The organism is Streptomyces sp. NPDC057010 (assembly GCF_042673805.1).
Classification (GTDB): domain Bacteria; phylum Actinomycetota; class Actinomycetes; order Streptomycetales; family Streptomycetaceae; genus Streptomyces.
This window is the reverse complement of sequence record NZ_JBHUSC010000055.1, coordinates 1,848-18,764: the sequence shown is the minus strand read 5'-3', so window position 1 is coordinate 18,764 and position 16,917 is coordinate 1,848. Positions and strand designations below refer to the sequence as shown.

At 72.6% G+C, this 16,917-nt stretch carries 18 protein-coding genes; 11 read left to right on the top strand and 7 right to left on the bottom strand.

The window, feature by feature from the left end:
• The first annotated feature begins 3 nt into the window (after positions 1 to 3).
• From ACFTXQ_RS30810 to ACFTXQ_RS30800, 3 genes are all read left to right on the top strand, one after another.
• Complete coding sequence (locus ACFTXQ_RS30810) at positions 4 to 642, top strand: DUF6758 family protein (protein ID WP_382647049.1); 639 nt, start codon at positions 4 to 6, stop codon at positions 640 to 642.
• Between the two features lie 48 nt (positions 643 to 690).
• Entirely contained in the window at positions 691 to 1,554 is an 864-nt protein-coding gene (locus tag ACFTXQ_RS30805) for a PHP domain-containing protein (RefSeq protein ID WP_382647046.1), read from the top strand.
• 111 nt (positions 1,555 to 1,665) lie between these two features.
• The gene (locus ACFTXQ_RS30800) at positions 1,666 to 2,271 is read left to right on the top strand and encodes a MarC family protein (RefSeq protein ID WP_382647042.1); all 606 of its coding nucleotides are present in this window, start codon (positions 1,666 to 1,668) and stop codon (positions 2,269 to 2,271) included.
• A gap of 74 nt (positions 2,272 to 2,345) precedes the next feature.
• Here the strand turns inward: ACFTXQ_RS30800 and ACFTXQ_RS30795 are convergent, their stop codons facing one another.
• From ACFTXQ_RS30795 to ACFTXQ_RS30785, 3 genes are all read right to left on the bottom strand, one after another.
• The gene (locus ACFTXQ_RS30795; protein WP_007266367.1) at positions 2,346 to 2,498 is read right to left on the bottom strand and encodes a hypothetical protein; all 153 of its coding nucleotides are present in this window, start codon (positions 2,496 to 2,498) and stop codon (positions 2,346 to 2,348) included.
• 100 nt (positions 2,499 to 2,598) lie between these two features.
• Complete coding sequence (locus ACFTXQ_RS30790) at positions 2,599 to 3,453, bottom strand: alpha/beta fold hydrolase (protein ID WP_382647039.1); 855 nt, start codon at positions 3,451 to 3,453, stop codon at positions 2,599 to 2,601.
• A gap of 123 nt (positions 3,454 to 3,576) precedes the next feature.
• Positions 3,577 to 5,583 carry a DEAD/DEAH box helicase gene (locus ACFTXQ_RS30785; RefSeq protein ID WP_382647036.1) on the bottom strand — a complete coding sequence of 669 codons (2,007 nt, stop codon included), beginning with the start codon at positions 5,581 to 5,583 and terminating at the stop codon, positions 3,577 to 3,579.
• Between the two features lie 471 nt (positions 5,584 to 6,054).
• Here ACFTXQ_RS30785 and ACFTXQ_RS30780 point away from each other — a divergent pair, with 471 nt between their 5' ends.
• Positions 6,055 to 6,813, top strand: a complete 759-nt coding sequence (locus ACFTXQ_RS30780) for a ferritin-like fold-containing protein (protein WP_382647033.1) — start codon at positions 6,055 to 6,057, stop codon at positions 6,811 to 6,813.
• Between the two features lie 78 nt (positions 6,814 to 6,891).
• On the opposite strand, the gene ACFTXQ_RS30775 is transcribed toward ACFTXQ_RS30780, so the two are convergent.
• The 4 genes from ACFTXQ_RS30775 to ACFTXQ_RS30760 all read right to left on the bottom strand — a co-directional run bounded on the left by ACFTXQ_RS30775 (position 6,892) and on the right by ACFTXQ_RS30760 (position 8,665).
• The gene (locus ACFTXQ_RS30775) at positions 6,892 to 7,194 is read right to left on the bottom strand and encodes a hypothetical protein (protein ID WP_382647030.1); all 303 of its coding nucleotides are present in this window, start codon (positions 7,192 to 7,194) and stop codon (positions 6,892 to 6,894) included.
• A 132-nt stretch (positions 7,195 to 7,326) separates the two neighbouring features.
• Positions 7,327 to 7,554: a DUF3107 domain-containing protein gene (locus ACFTXQ_RS30770; protein WP_382647027.1), complete on the bottom strand. Its 228-nt coding sequence runs from the start codon at positions 7,552 to 7,554 to the stop codon at positions 7,327 to 7,329.
• Between the two features lie 127 nt (positions 7,555 to 7,681).
• Positions 7,682 to 8,320 (bottom strand): TetR/AcrR family transcriptional regulator, encoded by a 639-nt coding sequence (locus ACFTXQ_RS30765; RefSeq protein WP_382647025.1) that lies wholly within the window; start codon positions 8,318 to 8,320, stop codon positions 7,682 to 7,684.
• A 126-nt stretch (positions 8,321 to 8,446) separates the two neighbouring features.
• Positions 8,447 to 8,665 (bottom strand): hypothetical protein, encoded by a 219-nt coding sequence (locus ACFTXQ_RS30760; RefSeq protein WP_382647022.1) that lies wholly within the window; start codon positions 8,663 to 8,665, stop codon positions 8,447 to 8,449.
• Positions 8,666 to 8,795: 130 nt separating this feature from the next.
• Here ACFTXQ_RS30760 and ACFTXQ_RS30755 point away from each other — a divergent pair, with 130 nt between their 5' ends.
• The 7 genes from ACFTXQ_RS30755 to ACFTXQ_RS30725 all read left to right on the top strand — a co-directional run bounded on the left by ACFTXQ_RS30755 (position 8,796) and on the right by ACFTXQ_RS30725 (position 16,721).
• Positions 8,796 to 9,764, top strand: coding sequence for an alpha/beta fold hydrolase (locus tag ACFTXQ_RS30755; protein WP_382647019.1), 969 nt, complete (start codon positions 8,796 to 8,798; stop codon positions 9,762 to 9,764).
• A gap of 5 nt (positions 9,765 to 9,769) precedes the next feature.
• Positions 9,770 to 11,044, top strand: coding sequence for a DUF3152 domain-containing protein (locus ACFTXQ_RS30750; RefSeq protein WP_382647016.1), 1,275 nt, complete (start codon positions 9,770 to 9,772; stop codon positions 11,042 to 11,044).
• A 56-nt stretch (positions 11,045 to 11,100) separates the two neighbouring features.
• Entirely contained in the window at positions 11,101 to 11,196 is a 96-nt protein-coding gene (locus ACFTXQ_RS30745; RefSeq protein WP_314243733.1) for an Ms4533A family Cys-rich leader peptide, read from the top strand.
• A gap of 173 nt (positions 11,197 to 11,369) precedes the next feature.
• Positions 11,370 to 13,109, top strand: coding sequence for an ABC transporter substrate-binding protein (locus ACFTXQ_RS30740; RefSeq protein WP_382647013.1), 1,740 nt, complete (start codon positions 11,370 to 11,372; stop codon positions 13,107 to 13,109).
• 5 nt (positions 13,110 to 13,114) lie between these two features.
• Entirely contained in the window at positions 13,115 to 14,089 is a 975-nt protein-coding gene (locus ACFTXQ_RS30735) for an ABC transporter permease (RefSeq protein WP_382647114.1), read from the top strand.
• Positions 14,086 to 15,078, top strand: a complete 993-nt coding sequence (locus tag ACFTXQ_RS30730) for an ABC transporter permease (RefSeq protein WP_382647010.1) — start codon at positions 14,086 to 14,088, stop codon at positions 15,076 to 15,078. Before ACFTXQ_RS30735 ends, ACFTXQ_RS30730 begins: the two co-directional genes overlap by 4 nt.
• Positions 15,075 to 16,721: a dipeptide ABC transporter ATP-binding protein gene (locus ACFTXQ_RS30725; RefSeq protein WP_382647007.1), complete on the top strand. Its 1,647-nt coding sequence runs from the start codon at positions 15,075 to 15,077 to the stop codon at positions 16,719 to 16,721. Before ACFTXQ_RS30730 ends, ACFTXQ_RS30725 begins: the two co-directional genes overlap by 4 nt.
• Positions 16,722 to 16,917 lie beyond the last annotated feature (196 nt).

Here is a 16,917-nt window from a genome sequence, read left to right as displayed (position 1 = left end):
CTTATGAGGGGCGAACCAACTTGCCCGAAGTGCGGTGGCCGGGTCAGGGCGCCCGGTCTCTTCTCCGACTCCTGGCAGTGCGCGGTGCACGGCGCTGTCCACCCCCTGCAACCCGCCATCCCGCCCAGCGTCGAGGGCCTGGGCGTGGTCGTGCACCGGGCGCGGGTGCCGGTGTGGATGCCGTGGCCGCTCCCGCTGGGGTGGCTGTTCACGGGGGTCGCGTCCGCCGGTGACGACCGCAGCGGGGGCCGGGCGACGGTCGTGGCCTGTTCCGGGCCCGGTCCGCTCGGCGGGATGGGCGAGATGCTGCTGATCGCCGAGGAACTGGGCGTGGGCCTGGGTGCGCGCTTCGCGGGCATCGACGGCCCCGACCCCGGACCGCACATCGACGTGACGTCCCCTCCGCACGCCAAGGTGGTCGCGGCGGGCCGTCCGACACCGCTGTGGCACCTCAAGGGGGTGCCCGAGGACCGGGCCGTCTTCGCGGGCGAGGCGCGGGGCCTGTGGCTGTGGGCGGTCGTCTGGCCGGAGCAGTCCGGGCTCCTGCTGTACGACGAGCTCGTCCTCACCGACGTGCGCGAGGCGGGGGCCGAGGTCGAGCTCCTTCCGTGCGGGGCCCTGAGCCCGCGCATTCTGTCCTGACGGGTACCCTGGAGTGTCCCCGTCCGTCCGAAAACCTGGAGCCAGGCTGTGCGCATCGACCTGCACGCCCACTCCACGGCCTCCGACGGTACGGACACCCCCGCGGAGCTGGTGCTGGGCGCCGCCGCTGCCGGGCTGGACGTGATCGCCCTGACCGACCACGACACCGTGGGCGGATACGCCGAGGCCGTCGCGGCGCTGCCCGTGGGGCTGACGCTGGTGACGGGGGCCGAGCTGTCCTGCCGGCTCGACGGGGTCGGCATGCACATGCTCGCCTACCTCTTCGACCCCGAGGAGCCCGAGCTCGCCCGTGAGCGCGAGCTCGTCCGGGACGACCGCACGCCCCGCGCGCAGGCCATGGTCGGCAAGCTCCGGGCGCTCGGCGTGGACGTCACCTGGGAGCAGGTGGCCCGGATCGCCGGCGAGGGCTCGGTGGGCCGGCCGCACATCGCGACCGCGCTGGTCGAGCTGGGCGTCGTACCGACCGTGTCGGACGCCTTCACGCCGGACTGGCTCGCCGACGGCGGCCGCGCGTACGCCGAGAAGCACGAGCTCGACCCCTTCGACGCCATCCGACTGGTCAAGGCGGCCGGCGGGGTCACCGTCTTCGCGCACCCCGCCGCCGTCAAGCGCGGCGAGTGCGTGCCCGAGACCGCGATAGCCGAGCTGGCGGCCGCCGGTCTGGACGGCATCGAGGTGGACCACATGGACCACGACACCGACACCCGCGCGCGCCTGCGCGGCCTGGCGGCGGACCTCGGGCTGCTGACCACCGGATCCAGCGACTACCACGGCAGCCGCAAGACCTGCCGCCTCGGGGAGTACACGACCGACCCCGAGATCTACGGCGAGATCACGCGCCGCGCGACCGGGGCCTTCCCGGTGCCGGGCGCCGGCGGACGCGTGCGCTAGGCCTTTTCCTCCTGCGGATTCCCCTTCCCGGAGCCGCTGTTCGGACCGGCCCTTCCCCGCGCCCCACTGTCTTTTTCTTCGCACCACCCCTCTCTCCTGCAAGGCCTCACTGTGTTTGATTTCGCTGTCTTCGGATCCCTTTTTCTCACGCTTTTTGTGATTATGGACCCGCCGGGGATCACGCCGATCTTCCTCGCCCTGACCTCCGGACGCGCCGCCAAGGTGCAGCGCCGCATGGCCTGGCAGGCCGTCTGCGTGGCCTTCGGCGTCATCGCCGTCTTCGGCATCTGCGGCCAGCAGATCCTGGACTACCTGCACGTCTCCGTTCCGGCCCTGATGATCGCCGGTGGTCTGCTGCTCCTGCTCATCGCGCTCGACCTGCTCACCGGCAAGACCGACGAGCCGAAGCAGACCAAGGACGTGAACGTCGCCCTCGTCCCGCTCGGCATGCCGCTGCTGGCCGGGCCCGGTGCGATCGTGTCCGTCATCCTGGCCGTGCAGAAGGCCGACGGGTTCGGCGGGCAGGTCTCCGTGTGGGCCGCCATCGCCGCCATGCACGTCGTCCTGTGGCTGACCATGCGCTACTCGCTGGTGATCATCCGGGTCATCAAGGACGGCGGCGTCGTCCTCGTGACGCGGCTCGCGGGCATGATGCTCTCCGCGATCGCCGTCCAGCAGATCATCAACGGCGTGCTCCAGGTGGTCCGCGGCGCCTGACGCGCGCCGGTTGGCGCGAACGCCCCCCGCACCGGATCTCGGTGCGGGGGGCGTTCGACGTTGTGTGTGAAGCGTCAGGAGGACGCACTCTCGGCCGGTCGGATCAGAATGCGCTGGCCGATGGCGGCCGCCTGCTGCACGATCCGGTTGACGGAGGCCGCGTCCACGACGGTGCTGTCCACGGCGGTGCCGTCGACGTCGTCCAGGCGCAGAATCTCGAAGCGCACGGGGCTTCTCCCTTCGTCAGTGTTCTCCTTGCACTGGTTCCAACGAAGTGTATGGAGCAAACATTCCCTACGCTAAGGAAATTTTTTCAGTCGCTAAGTACTAGCGGACCCCGGAGTCCCAGAACGCGACCAGCGCACCCGCCGTGACCTGCGGATTCTCCGCATTGGGGGAGTGCTCGGCGGACGGTACGACCACCCGCTCGGCGCCCAGCCGGCGGGCCATGTCGTCCATCAGCGGGACCGGCCAGGCGTAGTCGACCGTCCCGGACAGCACCAGCTTCGGCAGCGCGACCGCCGCCAGCTCCTCCACCCGGTCGGGCTCGGAGATCAGCACCCGGCCGGTGGCGATCAGCTGCTCGGGGACGGTGGCCAGCCACCGGGCCCGCAGGAACTCCGCCAGCTCGGGGGAGTCCGGGACGGCGTCCTCCGGGTCGTAGGACCGCATCGCCGTCCAGATGCCGGCCATGTCCTCCCGCATCGCCTCCAACGCGGCGACCAGCAGCTTCGTACGGGCCTGCTGCTCCTCGGAGATCGCGGCCGGCCCGCTGCTCAGCAGGGTCAGGGAGGCGAAGGGAGCGGGATCGCGGAGCACGGCGGCGCGCGAGATCAGCCCACCGAGCGAGTGGCCGACGAGGTGCACGGGCCCCCCGCCCAGCGCCGCGGCCTGCGCGAGGACGTCCAGCGCCAGCTCCTCCAGGGCGTACGCCGGCTCCTCGCGCGGCCCGGGCGTCTCGTACTGCCCGCGCCCGTCGACGGCGACCACCCGGTAGCCGGCGGCGGAAAGGGGCTCCAGGAGGGCGACGAAGTCCTCCTTGCTGCCCGTGAAGCCGGGCACCAGCAGGGCGGTCCCGCGGACGGGCTCGCCCGCCTCGTGCACGGCGAAGGCGCCGCGCTCGGTCGAGAGGCGGTGCGCGCGGGCGGCGGCGGGCAGGGTGAGGCGCGGCGGCTTGCTCATGGGCCAGAGGTTACCGGCCCGTACGGGCGCGCACGGCCCCGCCCGGAACGCGGCCCAGGCACCCCCGGTACGCCGATGGCCCCGGCCCCCTCGGAAGGGGACCGGGGCCATCGGACCGGGTGCTTACGCCTCCGGCGCGGCCGCGGCCTTGCGGGTGCGGGTGCGCTTCGGCTTGGCCGGGGCCTCCTCGGCCACCGCTGCCTCGGCGACGGCCGGGGCGGCCTCCGCGACCTTGCGGGTGCGGGTGCGCTTCGGCTTGGCCGGAGCCTCCTGCGCCACCGCGACGGCCTCGGCGACGGCCGGAGCCGCCTCCGCGACCTTGCGCGTACGGGTGCGCTTCGGCTTGGCGGGCGCCTCCTCGGCAACCGGCGCGGCCTCGGCGACCGGGGTCACCGCGGCGGCCGGAGCAGCCTTGCGGGTGCGCCGGGCCCGGACGGGCTCGACCGGCGGCGCCATCTGGAAGTCGGGCTCGGGAGCCGTCTCGACCCTGCGGACCGGCCGGCGGGGGGCCCGGACGGGCTCCACCGGCGGCGCCATCTGGAAGTCCGGCTCGGGAGCGGCCGGGGCGGCCTTGCGGGTCCGCGTGCGACGCGCCTTGACCGGAGCCTCCGCGGCGGGGGCCTCGGCGACCGGGGCCACGGCGACCGGGGCCACCGCGACCGCAACGGCCTCGACCACCGGAGCGGCCTCGACGGCCTGAGCCGGCACCGCGCCCACCCGGGTGCGGCGGCGGCGCGGCCTGCGCGGCTCGTCGGCGGCCGGGGCCGCGGGGGCCTCGGGAGCCTCCGCCACCGGGGCCACGGCCACGGTCTCGGCGCCCACCTCGGCACCGCCACGGGTACGGCGACGCTGGCGCGGGGTCCGCGTACGGGCCGGACGCTCCTCGGTCACCACGGCGGCGGCGGCCGGGCCGCGCCCGCCGCGGCCACCACGGCCGCCGGTCTCGCCCAGGTCCTCGAGCTCCTCGGCCTTCAGGCCGGCCCGCGTGCGCTCGGCGCGCGGCAGGATGCCCTTGGTCCCGGCCGGGATGTTCAGCTGCTCGAACAGGTGCGGGGAGGTGGAGTACGTCTCCACCGGGTCGTGGAAGTCCAGCTCCAGCGCCTTGTTGATCAGCTGCCAGCGCGGGATGTCGTCCCAGTCGACCAGGGTGACGGCGGTGCCCTTGTTGCCCGCGCGGCCGGTGCGGCCCACGCGGTGCAGGAAGGTCTTCTCGTCCTCCGGCGTCTGGTAGTTGATGACGTGGGTGACACCCTCGACATCGATACCGCGCGCGGCGACGTCGGTGCACACCAGCACGTCGACCTTGCCGTTGCGGAACGCGCGCAGCGCCTGCTCGCGGGCGCCCTGGCCCAGGTCGCCGTGGACGGCGCCCGAGGCGAAGCCGCGCTTCTCCAGCTGCTCGGCGATGTCGGCCGCCGTGCGCTTGGTACGGCAGAAGATCATGGCCAGGCCGCGACCCTCGGCCTGCAGGATGCGGGAGACGAGCTCCGGCTTGTCCATGTTGTGCGCGCGGAACACGTGCTGCGCGATGTTGGCGACGGTCGCGCCCTCGCCGTCCTCGGAGACGGCGCGGATGTGCGTGGGCTGCGTCATGTACCGGCGGGCCAGGCCGATGACCGCGCCCGGCATGGTCGCCGAGAACAGCATGGTCTGGCGCTTCGGCGGCAGGTAGTTGATGATCTTCTCGACGTCGGGCAGGAAGCCCAGGTCGAGCATCTCGTCGGCCTCGTCCAGGACGAGCGCCTTGACGCGGGAGAGGTCGAGCTTCTTCTGCCCGGCCAGGTCGAGCAGGCGGCCCGGGGTGCCGACGATCACGTCGACGCCCTTCTTGAGCGCCTCTACCTGGGGCTCGTACGCGCGGCCGCCGTATATGGCGAGAACGCGGACGTTGCGGACCTTGCCGGCGGTCAGCAGGTCGTTGGTGACCTGGGTGCACAGCTCGCGGGTCGGAACCACCACGAGGGCCTGCGGGGAGTCGGTCAGCTGCTCGGGCTTGGCCCGGCCGGCCTCGACGTCCGCGGGGACGACGACCCGCTCCAGCAGGGGAAGGCCGAAACCGAGCGTCTTGCCGGTTCCGGTCTTGGCCTGGCCGATGACGTCCGTGCCGGAAAGGGCGACGGGAAGGGTCATCTCCTGGATCGGGAAGGGGGACACGATGCCGACGGCCTCAAGGGCCTCGGCCGTCTCGGGAAAGATCCCGAGGTCTCGGAACGTAGTCAGGGTGCTGCCTCTTCTGTGAGACGCGGCGCGAGGCGGCGAGGGGGGTCGTACCGTGCCGTGCTTGCAGTACTGCTACGTACGAAGCTGCGCGGGACCACTAGCCTTCGCTCAGGCGCATCTGCCGCTGAGGGGGCCCCTCGTAAGAGGCGGTACGCATGAACGTACGCACCACGCCGAGGGCGGTCGGTTGGAGCCGATCGGGCCACCGACCGGGCATCCTCATTCGGATGGCCCGCCGAGTATTCGGCAGGCGCATTACCACTGTACCCCGGAATCGCGCAGGTGTGTCGGGCGAATTCACCGTCCGCGGGGGTTTAGGTGGACTGACAGCGACATGGCTGGGTGCCTCGGGCCCCTATGGAGCGGGCTATTGTGCGGTGCATGTCGACCGATGAAAACGCCTCGCCCGCCGACGACAGCACCCCCGCCGAAACCGCGGGCATCGCCGCCCAGGACTGGGCGACGGCCTCCGCCTCGCCGCAGTACCGGGCCGCCGTCGTGGACCTCCTCGGCGCGCTCGCGTACGGAGAGCTCGCGGCTTTCGAGCGCCTCGCCGAGGACGCGAAGCTCGCGCCCACCCTCGACGACAAGGCCGAGCTCGCCGCCATGGCCTCCGCCGAATTCCACCACTTCGCGCAGCTGCGCGACCGGCTCGCCGCGATCGAAGCCGAGCCCACCGCAGCCATGGAGCCCTTCGCCAAGGGCGTCGACGACTTCCACCGCCAGACCGCGCCGTCGGACTGGCTGGAGGGCCTGGTCAAGGCGTACGTCGGCGACTCGATCGCCAGTGACTTCTACCGCGAGGTCGCCAGCCACCTCGACACCGACACCCGCGCGCTCGTCCTCAAGGTGCTCGACGACACCGGCCACGGCAACTTCGCCGTCGAGAAGGTGCGCGCCGCGATCGAGGCCGACCCGCGCGTCGGCGGCCGGCTCGCGCTGTGGGCGCGCCGGCTGATGGGCGAGGCCCTCTCGCAGGCCCAGCGCGTGGTCGCCGAGCGCGACGCGCTCTCCACCATGCTGGTCGGCGGCGTGGACGGGATGGCGGCGGGCTTCGACCTGGCGGCCGTCGGCGAGATGTTCACCCGCATCACCAAGGCGCACACCAAGCGCATGGCGGCCCTCGGCCTCGCGGCCTGACGCGAACCGCGGACACACGGCGGCCCCCGCAGCGCGATCACGCGCTCGGGGGCCGTTTCCGTACCGTACGCCTACGGATCAGCCCCGGGACGGGACCGAAAACGGAGTCCTGTGGGAGGGCCTGCGAGGCCCGGAGGCCGGCCGGAGCAGCAGCGACACGACGACCGCCGACACCAGCACGGCGCCGAGGAGGGTCGCGGTGAGCGTGTTGTGCCCGGGACCGAGCGCGAAGTGCATCAGATACGCCCCGAACAGCGCCCCCAGCACCCCGCTGACCAGCACCACTCTCACCGAGGGCAGCCTGCGTGCGAGCACTCGCGCGGCCGTCGCGGAAAGGGCGAGGCCCAGCAGAGCGGAGCCGAGCGCTTCCATCAGCAGCATGGGGGTCCCTCCCATACGTCAGGGCAAAGCGGGTCACTGCCGTCCTACCCGAAGCGGAAGAAAGGGAAACGGCCTGGTGGATGGAACCACCAGGCCGTTTCTCGCAGTTCTCGGCACCTCGGTGCCACCGCGTCAGAGCGCGCCGAAACCGACCTTGCGCGCGCTCGGCTCGCCCAGGTCCACGTAGGACAGGCGGTCGGACGGCACCAGGACCTTGCGGCCCTTGTTGTCGGTGAGGCTCAGCAGCGGCGCCGTACCGGACAGAGCGGCGGCGACGATGCTCTCCAGCTCCTCCGCGCTCAGGTCGCTTTCCAGCACGATCTCCCGGGGTGCGTGCTGCACGCCGATCTTGACCTCCACGGCTTTGTCCCTCCGACGATCCGGTTCGCGCGATCAGCCGCGCCGTACGCGGTCCACATTAGCCCGGAGAGGGGACGTGAACCGCGCGGAGCGGACACGCTGGCAGCGAACAGCGGCCGGGCGGCCGTCAGCCCTCGCTGCCGTGCAGCGGGAAGCCGGCGATACCGCGCCAGGCCAGCGAGGTCAGCAGGCCGACGGCCGTGTCCCGGGCCACCGGGCTCTCGCTGGACAGCCAGTAGCGCGCCACGACCTGCGAGACGCCGCCCAGGCCCACGGCCAGGAGCATCGACTCGTCCTTGGACAGGCCGGTGTCCTCCGCGATGACGTCCGAGATGGCCTCCGCGCACTGGAGCGAGACGCGGTCGACGCGCTCGCGCACCGCGGGCTCGTTCGTCAGGTCGGACTCGAAGACCAGCCGGAAGGCGCCGCCCTCGTCCTCCACGTACGCGAAGTACGCGTCCATCGTCGCGGCCACGCGCAGCTTGTTGTCGGTCGTCGACGCGAGCGCGGTCCGCACGGCCAGCAGCAGCGACTCGCAGTGCTGGTCCAGCAGCGCCAGGTAGAGGTCGAGCTTGCCGGGGAAGTGCTGGTACAGCACCGGCTTGCTCACTCCGGCACGCTCGGCGATGTCGTCCATCGCCGCCGCGTGGTACCCCTGCGCGACGAAAACCTCCTGGGCCGCGCCCAGCAGCTGGTTGCGTCGGGCTCGGCGCGGCAGTCGCGTGCCCCGCGGACGCGCTGCCTCGGTCTGCTCGATGGCTGTCACGCCGCCTCCCACTTTCTCTAAGAACACAGTGCGCTCTGCGCCGCGCCGCCATCGTACTTTTCGGTAACCGAATCTGTAGGGTTCAAGCCGAGTTTTCTCGCGGTACGGACCGGTCGGAGGCGCTGGTCAGCGGTAGTCGTCCTCGTCCAGCGGTACCACCCGCGCCTGCTCCGCCGCGTCACCGTCATTGGCCTCGCCGCGCTCCACACCGGTGATCCGGTCGTCGTCCTCCGACGGCCCCACCTCGGTCTGCTGCTCCGCCAGGTCCGCCTCCGGCGCCTCTGGGTCGATGGTCTCGGGAAACGGTTCCCGGAAGGTGTCCGGCTCCGCAGGGTCGACAGTCATACCACTCCCCTCGCTTCCTTCTTCACCTATGAGCCTAGGAGGATCGCGGATACCCCGCTATATGGATCCGTATGCATCTGTGACCGCGAACACAAGAAGACCGGCGTGATCGTCTCGTAACATTGCCCGCATGTCTTCGACCGAGCTGCCGGGTGTACGGTCCACCGCCGAAGCGTCCGCCCTGGTGGGAGCCGTCCGGGTGGCCGAAGGGGAGCAGCTGCGCACCGCCTCGCTGCCCGGCCTGGAACTCGCCGTCCGGGCACGCCGGCCGGCCCGCACCGGCCTGCCGCCCGCGCTGTTCGTCCACGGACTCGGCGGTTCCTCGCAGAACTGGTCCGAGCTGATGGCGGTGCTCGCGGACACCGTCGACGGCGAGGCCGTCGACCTGCCCGGCTTCGGCTGGTCCCCGCCGCCCGCCGACCGGAACTACTCCGTCACCGCCTTCGCCCGCGCCGTCATCCGGCACCTCGACGCCGCCGGGCGCGGCCCGGTCCACCTGTTCGGGAACTCGCTCGGCGGGGCCGTGTCGACGCGCGTCGCGGCCGTCCGCCCCGATCTCGTCCGCACCCTGACGCTGGTCTCGCCCGCCCTGCCCGAGCTGCGCGTGCAGAAGTCGGCCGTGCCGACGGCGCTGCTCGCCGTACCGGGCGTGGCGGCGCTCTTCGGCCGGCTGACGCGCGGCCTGAGCGCCGAACAGCGCACCAGGGGGGTGACGGACCTCTGTTACGGAGACCCCTCCCGGGTGACGGCGGAGGGCTTCGGCCACGCCGTGGAGGAGATGGAGCGGCGGATGGCCCTGCCGTACTTCTGGGACGTCATGACCCGTTCCTCGCGCGGCATCGTCGACGCCTACACCCTGGGCGGGCAGCACGGACTGTGGCGCCAGGCACAGCGTGTGCTCGCCCCGACGCTGCTCGTCTACGGTGGCAGGGACCAGCTCGTCTCGTACCGTATGGCGCGCAAGGCCGCCGCGGCCTTCCGGGGTTCGCGGCTGCTGACCCTGCCCGAGGCCGGGCACGTGGCGATGATGGAGTACCCCGAGGTGGTGGCCGCGGCCTTCCGGGAGCTGCTCCGGGATACCGACGACGGCAGAGGCTGAGGACCGTGGGACGACATAGTCGCAAGGCCCCCGCTCCTGCCCCGGCGCCCGCGCCGGCGGAGCCCGACCCCCTCCCGTACGAGCCGTACGCGCTCTACGAGCCGTACGAGCCGTACGAGCCGTACCGGGCGCCGCGCGTCCAGGCGTGGCCGGAACCCACCGTCACCCACCAGGGGTACGTGTCCCACGACCCGCCCGCCCCCGCCGCCGTGTACGGGGACTGGCGCGGGGTTCCGCGCGCGCGGAGCGCGCCCCCGGCCGCCGCCGTCCTGGACAGCGACACCCCCGCCTTCGGCACCCCCGCGGTGGGCTTCCCGCGGATCACCCTGGACCCGCCCGCGCCCGCGCCTGACGCCGTCACCTCCACCGGCTCGCACCGGCGCGTGCCCGGGCCGCGCAAGCCCGCCGATGCCGCACCGCCCGCGGCGCAGCGGCCCGGTTCGGGGCGCGGCCCGAAGGTCCGCACCTACACCGGCATGGCCGCCGCGGCCGTCACCACCGTCCTCGCCGTCGTCGTCGCCGTCCACGTGGCCACCGACGGGGACGGCGCCCAGCAGGGCACGCTCGCCGCCAAGGGCGACGGCAGGGCCGCGGCCGCGCCCCGCCCCGACGGCACGCCGACGCCTGCGGCCTCAGCCCCGGCGCCGGCGGCATCGGCGTCCGCTCCCGCGCAGGAGCTGACGTACGAGCAGAAGATGGCCCAGCAGCTGCCGATCGACGAGAAGCTCACCGGTCCCGGCACCTTCGACACCGTGCCCGGCGTGGCCAAGGCCCCCGGCAAGGGCAAGCTCGTGCGCTACCGGGTCGACGTCGAACAGGGCCTCGGCCTGGACCCGCAGCTCTTCGCGGAGGCCGTCCACCGCACCCTCAACGACGACCGCAGCTGGGGCCACGGCGGGACGAAGACCTTCGAGCGGGTGCCGGGCGGCGAGGCCGACTTCGTCATCACCCTGGCCAGCCCCGGGACCACCGGGGCCTGGTGCGCCAAGTCCGGGCTCGACACCACCATCGACAACGTCTCCTGCGACTCCGCGTCCACCGACCGCGTGATGATCAACGCGTTCCGCTGGGCCCAGGGCTCGGCCACCTACGGCCCGGAGCAGATGTTCGCCTACCGCCAGATGCTCATCAACCACGAGGTCGGCCACCGCCTCGGACACGGCCACGTCAGCTGCCGCACACCCGGCGCGCTCGCCCCGATCATGCAGCAGCAGACCAAGTCCCTCGACATCGACGGAATCCAGTGCAAGCCCAACCCGTGGGTGTTTCCCGGGAGTTGACGGACGTCCTGGAGCGGCGTTGACAATCTGTCCGATCATCGGGAATGGTTCTCCGCATGTCGCACCACCACACCATGACCGCGAGCGCCGCCATTGAGCTGGCGCTGCTTGGTGTGACCGCGCACAGCGTGGCCGACATCTTCTGTCGCTGACGCCCGCCCGCAAGCGCCGCGACCCTTCCCGACTTCCTCCGCCGCGCCCGGGTGTACGCATGCCCGCAGGCGCGGCTTCCTCCGTTCGGCTCCTCCCCCATGGCTCCGAGCGCCGACCGCTGCCCCTCGCGTGGCCTTTCCTTCTTTCCTTCACGCCGAGAGGTCCTTTTCCGATGCCCCGTCAGTCCCACATATCGCGGCGCGTCGCCGCCGTCGCCGTCAGCCTCGTCCTGGCCGGGGGCGCCGCGGCCTGCGGGCCCAAGGACGGCGCGGACAAGGCGGGTGCCGGTGACAAGGCCGGCGCCGCCGGCGGCGCGCCGCAGAAGGGCGGCACCCTCACCGTCCTCAACTCCGAGTCGCAGGAGGACTTCGACCCCGCCCGGCTCTACACCTCCGGGGGCGGAAACGTCCCCTCGCTGGTCTTCCGTACGCTCACCACCCGCAACCGCGAGGCCGGCGCCGCCGGCACCAAGGTCGTGCCCGACCTCGCCACCGACACCGGCAAGCCCAACGCCGACGCCACCGAGTGGACGTACACCCTCAAGGACGGTCTGAAGTACGAGGACGGCTCCCCGATCACCACCGCCGACATCAAGTACGGCATCGAGCGGTCCTTCGCCGCCGAACTGTCGGGCGGCGCCCCCTACCTGCGGGACTGGCTGGCCGGCGGGGACACGTACGAGGGCCCGTACAAGGACGGCGGCAAGGGGCTCGACTCCATCGTCGTGCCCGACACGAAGACGATCGTCTTCAAACTGCGCAAGCCCGAGGGCGATTTCCCCTTCGTCGCCACGCAGACGCAGTTCGCGCCCGTCCCCAAGGCCAAGGACACCGGCGTCAAGTACGAGGAGCACCCGATCTCCTCCGGCCCGTACAAGGTCGTCAAGAACGAGAACGACGGCGAGCACCTCACCCTGGAGCGCAACGAGCACTGGGACCCGAAGACCGACGAGGAACGCAAGGCCTACCCGGACACCATCGACGTCCGCGCCGGCCTCGACGCCGCGGTCATCAACCAGCGCCTCACCACCAGCTCCGGGCCCGACGCGGCCGCCATCACCACCGACACCAACCTCGGGCCCTCCGAACTCGCCCAGATCGGCGACAACAAGGAGCTTTCCTCCCGCGTCGGCACCGGCCACTTCGGCTACATCAACTACCTGGCGTTCAACCCCAAGGTGGCCCCCTTCGACAACCCGAAGGTCCGCCAGGCGATCTCCTACGCCATCAACCGCACCAGCGTGATCAACGCGGCGGGCGGTTCCGCGCTGGCCGAGCCCGCCACCACCTTCCTGCCCGAGCACGAGGCCTTCGGCCACCTGGCCTACGACCACTTCCCGGCGGGCAAGACCGGTGACCCGGCCAAGGCCAAGGAGGTGCTGAAGGAGGCCGGCTACCCCGACGGCCTCACCATCACCCTGACCCACTCCAACGTGCAGAACCGGCAGACCAGCCCCGAGGTCGCCACCGCCGTGCAGCAGGCCCTCGCCGCCGCCGGGATCACCGTCAAGCTGGAGGGCCTGGAGGGCAACGCCTTCAACGAGCGGCGCTGGGACGCCAAGAACACCCCCGGGTTCTTCCTCTCCCGGTGGGGCGCCGACTGGCCCTCCGGCGGCCCCTTCCTCGCGCCGATCTTCGACGGCCGGCAGATCGTCACCAACGGCTCCAACTACAACCACGCACAGCTCAACGACCCGGCCGTGAACGCCGAGATCGACGAGATCGCCAAGCTGACCGACACCGCGGCCGCCGCCAAGCGCTGGGGCGCCCTCGACAAGAAGATCGGCGAGCAGGCCCTCGACGTGCCGCTCTTCCACCCGGTCTACAAGCGGCTCGTCGGCAAGGACGTCAAGAACGTCGTGATCAGTGACTGGACCGGCGTCCTCGACATCTCGCAGGTCGCGGTCAAGTGACCCTCATCGCCCAGCAGTCGGTGGCCGCGCCCGGGATCCCCACCCCGGGCGCGGGCGCCGCGCGCCAGGTCTGGCGGCGCCTGCGCCGCCGCCCCTCGGCCGTCATCGCGGCCGGGGTCCTGGCGCTGCTCGTCCTCCTCGCCCTCGCGGCGCCGCTGCTCGCCCAGCTCACCGGCCAGGACCCGAACGCGTACCACGACGAGCTCGTGGACTCGGCACGCGGCGGCGTCCCCTTCGGCTCCTTCGGCGGGATCTCCGCCGACCACTGGCTCGGCGTCGAACCCGGCAGCGGCCGCGACCTGTTCACCCGGCTCGCGTACGGGGCGCGGATCTCCCTGCTCGTCGCACTCGGCGCCACCGCCGTGCAGGTCCTGGTCGGGGTGGGTGCCGGACTCGCGGCGGCGCTCGGCAACCGCTTCGTGGGCCAGGTCATCGGCCGGTTGACCGACGTGATGATCGCGCTGCCCATGCTGGTGCTGGGGATCGCCCTCACCGCCGTCGTCCCGCCCGGGTTCCCCCGCCCGCTGCTGCTGATCCTGATCATCGGGCTGCTCGACTGGGGCGGCATCGCCCGGATGGTGCGCGCCCAGACCCTCGCCCTGCGCGACCTGGACTTCGTGGACGCCGCCCGGCTGTCCGGCAACGGGACGCTGCGGATCGCCCGCCGCGAACTGCTGCCCTCCCTGGCCGCACCCGTCATCACCTTCGCCGCGATCAAGGTGCCCACCGCCATGGTGGCCGAGGCCTCACTGTCCTTCCTCGGCGTCGGCGTGAAACCGCCCACCCCCTCCTGGGGGCAGATGCTGTCCAGCGCCCAGACCTGGTTCCGCGCCGACCCCGCCTACGTCCTGCTGCCCGCCGGGCTGCTCTTCGTCACCGTGCTCGCCTTCACCGTGCTCGGCGACGCGGTCCGCACGGCCCTCGACCCGCGCGAAGGCTCGCGCCTGCGGGTCGGCACCGGAAAGGAGCGCACGGCGTGACCCGCTTCGTGCTCAAACGGCTCGGCGGGGCGCTGCTCGTGCTGCTCACCCTGTCCGTCGTCGTCTACGCCCTCTTCTACGTCGCCCCCGGCGACCCCGCCCGCCTCGCCTGCGGAGAACGCTGCAACCCGCAGCAGATCGCCCAGGTACGGGAGCGGATCGGGCTGAACGAACCCCTGGTCATGCAGTACCTGCACTTCCTCCAGGGACTGCTGCTGGGCCGTGACCAGTCCGGCGGCGCCGGACTCGTCCTGCACTGCGACGCGCCCTGCCTCGGCTTCTCGTACCGCAACGACCAGCAGGTCACCGCGCTGATCCTGGACCGGCTGCCCGCCACCCTGTCGCTCGCGCTCGGCGCACTGGTGATCTGGCTGGTCGTCGGGGTCGGCACCGGGCTGCTCTCCGCGCTGCGGCGCGGCGGGATCACCGAACGGGCACTGACCGTCCTCACCCTCGCCGGGACCGGCACGCCCGTCTTCATCCTCGGACTGCTGCTGCTCATGGCGGTCTGCGCGTACCTGCAATGGCTGCCGTTCCCGACCTACGTGCCGCTGGGCGAGGACCCCGAGCAGTGGGCCTGGAACCTGCTGCTGCCGTGGGTGACGCTCGGCCTCTTCGAGAGCGCCAAGTACGCCAGACTCACGCGGAGTTCCACCCTGGAGACGCTCGCCGAGGACCACATCCGCACCTTCCGCGCCTACGGGGTGGGGGAGCGGGCCGTCGTCACCCGGCACGCGGTGCGCGGGGCGGTCGCCCCCGTGATCGCACTCAGCGCCGTGGACTTCGGCACGATGATCGGCGGCGCGGTGCTGACGGAGTCGCTGTTCGGGATACCCGGGCTCGGCAAGACGCTGATGGACGGCGTGAAGATCGTGGACCTGCCGGTCGTGGTGGGCATCGTCCTGTCCATCGGGGCGGCCGTGGTCCTCGCGGGCGCGATCGCCGACGTGCTCTACGCCGTGGCGGACCGAAGGGTGGCCCTCGTATGACGGAGTTGCTGGTGGAGGTCACCGACCTCACCGTCGAGTTCCCGGTCGGCGCGCCGGGGGAGCACGTACGGGCCGTGGACGGGGTCTCCTTCACCCTGGAGGCGGGCCGCGCGCTGGGTATCGTCGGAGAGTCCGGGAGCGGCAAGTCCACGGTCGCGGCGGCGCTGCTCGGGCTGCACCGCGGCACGGGCGCGCGCCTCGGCGGAACCGTCCGGGTGGGCGGCACCGACGTGGCCGCCGCCTCGGGGGCGGAGCTGCGGCGGCTGCGCGGCGGGACCGCCGCGATGGTCTTCCAGGACCCGCTGAGCTCCCTGGACCCCTACTACGCCATCGGCGACCAGATCGCCGAGGTCCACCGGATCCACGCGGACACCTCACGGCGGGCCGCGCGGGCCCGGGCCGTCGAGGTACTGGACCGGGTGGGGATCCCGGACGCGGCACGGCGCTCGCGGGCGCGGCCGCACGAGTTCAGCGGCGGCATGCGGCAACGGGCCCTGATCGCGATGGCTTTGGCGTGCGAGCCGCGGCTGCTGATCGCCGACGAGCCGACCACCGCGCTCGACGTCACCGTCCAGGCGCAGATCCTGGACCTGCTGCACGGGCTGCGGGAGGAGCGGGGGCTGGGGCTGGTGCTGGTCACCCATGACGTGGGGGTGGCGGCGGGGAGCGTGGACACGGTGCTGGTGATGAGGGGTGGCTCCGCCGTCGAGCGGGGGCCGGTGTCCCGGGTCCTGTCCGCCCCGGCCGACCTCTATACCAAGGCCCTGCTGGCGGCGGTGCCGAGGCTGGACGGGCCGCGGGTTGCCCGGGCTCTGCCCGGACCCGCGCCTCAAACGCCGGCGGGGGCGGATGGGATGCCCGTCGTCGAAGGGTTCGGGCTGCGGCGGGAGTTCGGGCGGGGGAAGCGGCGGGTGGTCGCCGTGGGCGGGGTGTCGGTGGCCGTGCGGGCCGGGGAGACGCTCGGGATCGTCGGGGAGAGCGGGAGCGGCAAGAGCACGCTCGGGCGGATGCTCGTCGGGCTGCTGGAGCCGACGGCCGGGCAGGTGCGGTACGACGGTGTCGAGGTGGCCGGGGTCGGGCCGGGGGCGCAGATGGTGTTCCAGGACCCCGTCTCCTCCCTCAATCCGCGGCGCTCCATCGGCGAGTCCATCGCCGACCCGCTGCGCGCCGCCGGAGAGCGGGACGAGGCCGCCGTCCGGGCCCGGGTCGGGGAGCTGCTGCTCCGCGTCGGACTGGAGCCCGGGCACTACGACCGCTACCCGCACGAGTTCAGCGGCGGCCAGCGCCAGCGGGTCGGCATCGCCCGGGCGCTCGCGCCCCGGCCCCGGCTCATCGTCTGCGACGAGCCGGTGTCCGCCCTGGACGTCACCACGCAGGCGCAGGTCACCGCGCTGCTGGCGGAGCTCCAGCGGGAGCTCGGCATCGCGCTGGTCTTCATCGCGCACGACCTGGCGGTGGTCCGGCAGGTCAGCGACCGCGTCGCCGTCATGCGCGGCGGGGAGATCGTGGAGGAGGGCCCGGTCGACGAGGTCTACGACCGCCCGGCCCACCCGTACACCCGGCAGCTGCTGGCCGCCGTACCGGTGCCGGACCCGGCGCTGGCCGCCGAGCGCCGCACGCGGCGGCAGGAGGTGTTCGCGTAACCCCTTCTTAGCGTGCTCGAACGCGAACCGTACGGGAAAGTTACGACTCTTCACCCCTTCCGGTGGCGCGACGGACAACCGCCCGCCGGGGCGGAGGCGGCGGCGCGGGGGTTGGTGCGCGGCGGGGGGCCGGGCCGGCGGGGCCCGGCCCGCGCGGCGGGGGGGGGGTGGGGCGCCTGGGGGGGGGGCTGGGAGA

Bases quoted from the DNA above. Each gene is read 5' to 3' on its own strand.
- ACFTXQ_RS30780 (WP_382647033.1), top strand. From the start codon at position 6,055: ATGTCGACCGATGAAAACGCCTCGCCCGCCGACGACAGCACCCCCGCC.
- ACFTXQ_RS30775 (WP_382647030.1), bottom strand. From the start codon at position 7,194: ATGCTGCTGATGGAAGCGCTCGGCTCCGCTCTGCTGGGCCTCGCCCTT.
- ACFTXQ_RS30725 (WP_382647007.1), top strand. From the start codon at position 15,075: ATGACGGAGTTGCTGGTGGAGGTCACCGACCTCACCGTCGAGTTCCCG.
- ACFTXQ_RS30785 (WP_382647036.1), bottom strand. From the start codon at position 5,583: ATGACCCTTCCCGTCGCCCTTTCCGGCACGGACGTCATCGGCCAGGCC.
- ACFTXQ_RS30755 (WP_382647019.1), top strand. From the start codon at position 8,796: ATGTCTTCGACCGAGCTGCCGGGTGTACGGTCCACCGCCGAAGCGTCC.
- ACFTXQ_RS30745 (WP_314243733.1), top strand. From the start codon at position 11,101: ATGTCGCACCACCACACCATGACCGCGAGCGCCGCCATTGAGCTGGCG.
- ACFTXQ_RS30760 (WP_382647022.1), bottom strand. From the start codon at position 8,665: ATGACTGTCGACCCTGCGGAGCCGGACACCTTCCGGGAACCGTTTCCC.
- ACFTXQ_RS30790 (WP_382647039.1), bottom strand. From the start codon at position 3,453: ATGAGCAAGCCGCCGCGCCTCACCCTGCCCGCCGCCGCCCGCGCGCAC.
- ACFTXQ_RS30810 (WP_382647049.1), top strand. From the start codon at position 4: ATGAGGGGCGAACCAACTTGCCCGAAGTGCGGTGGCCGGGTCAGGGCG.
- ACFTXQ_RS30740 (WP_382647013.1), top strand. From the start codon at position 11,370: ATGCCCCGTCAGTCCCACATATCGCGGCGCGTCGCCGCCGTCGCCGTC.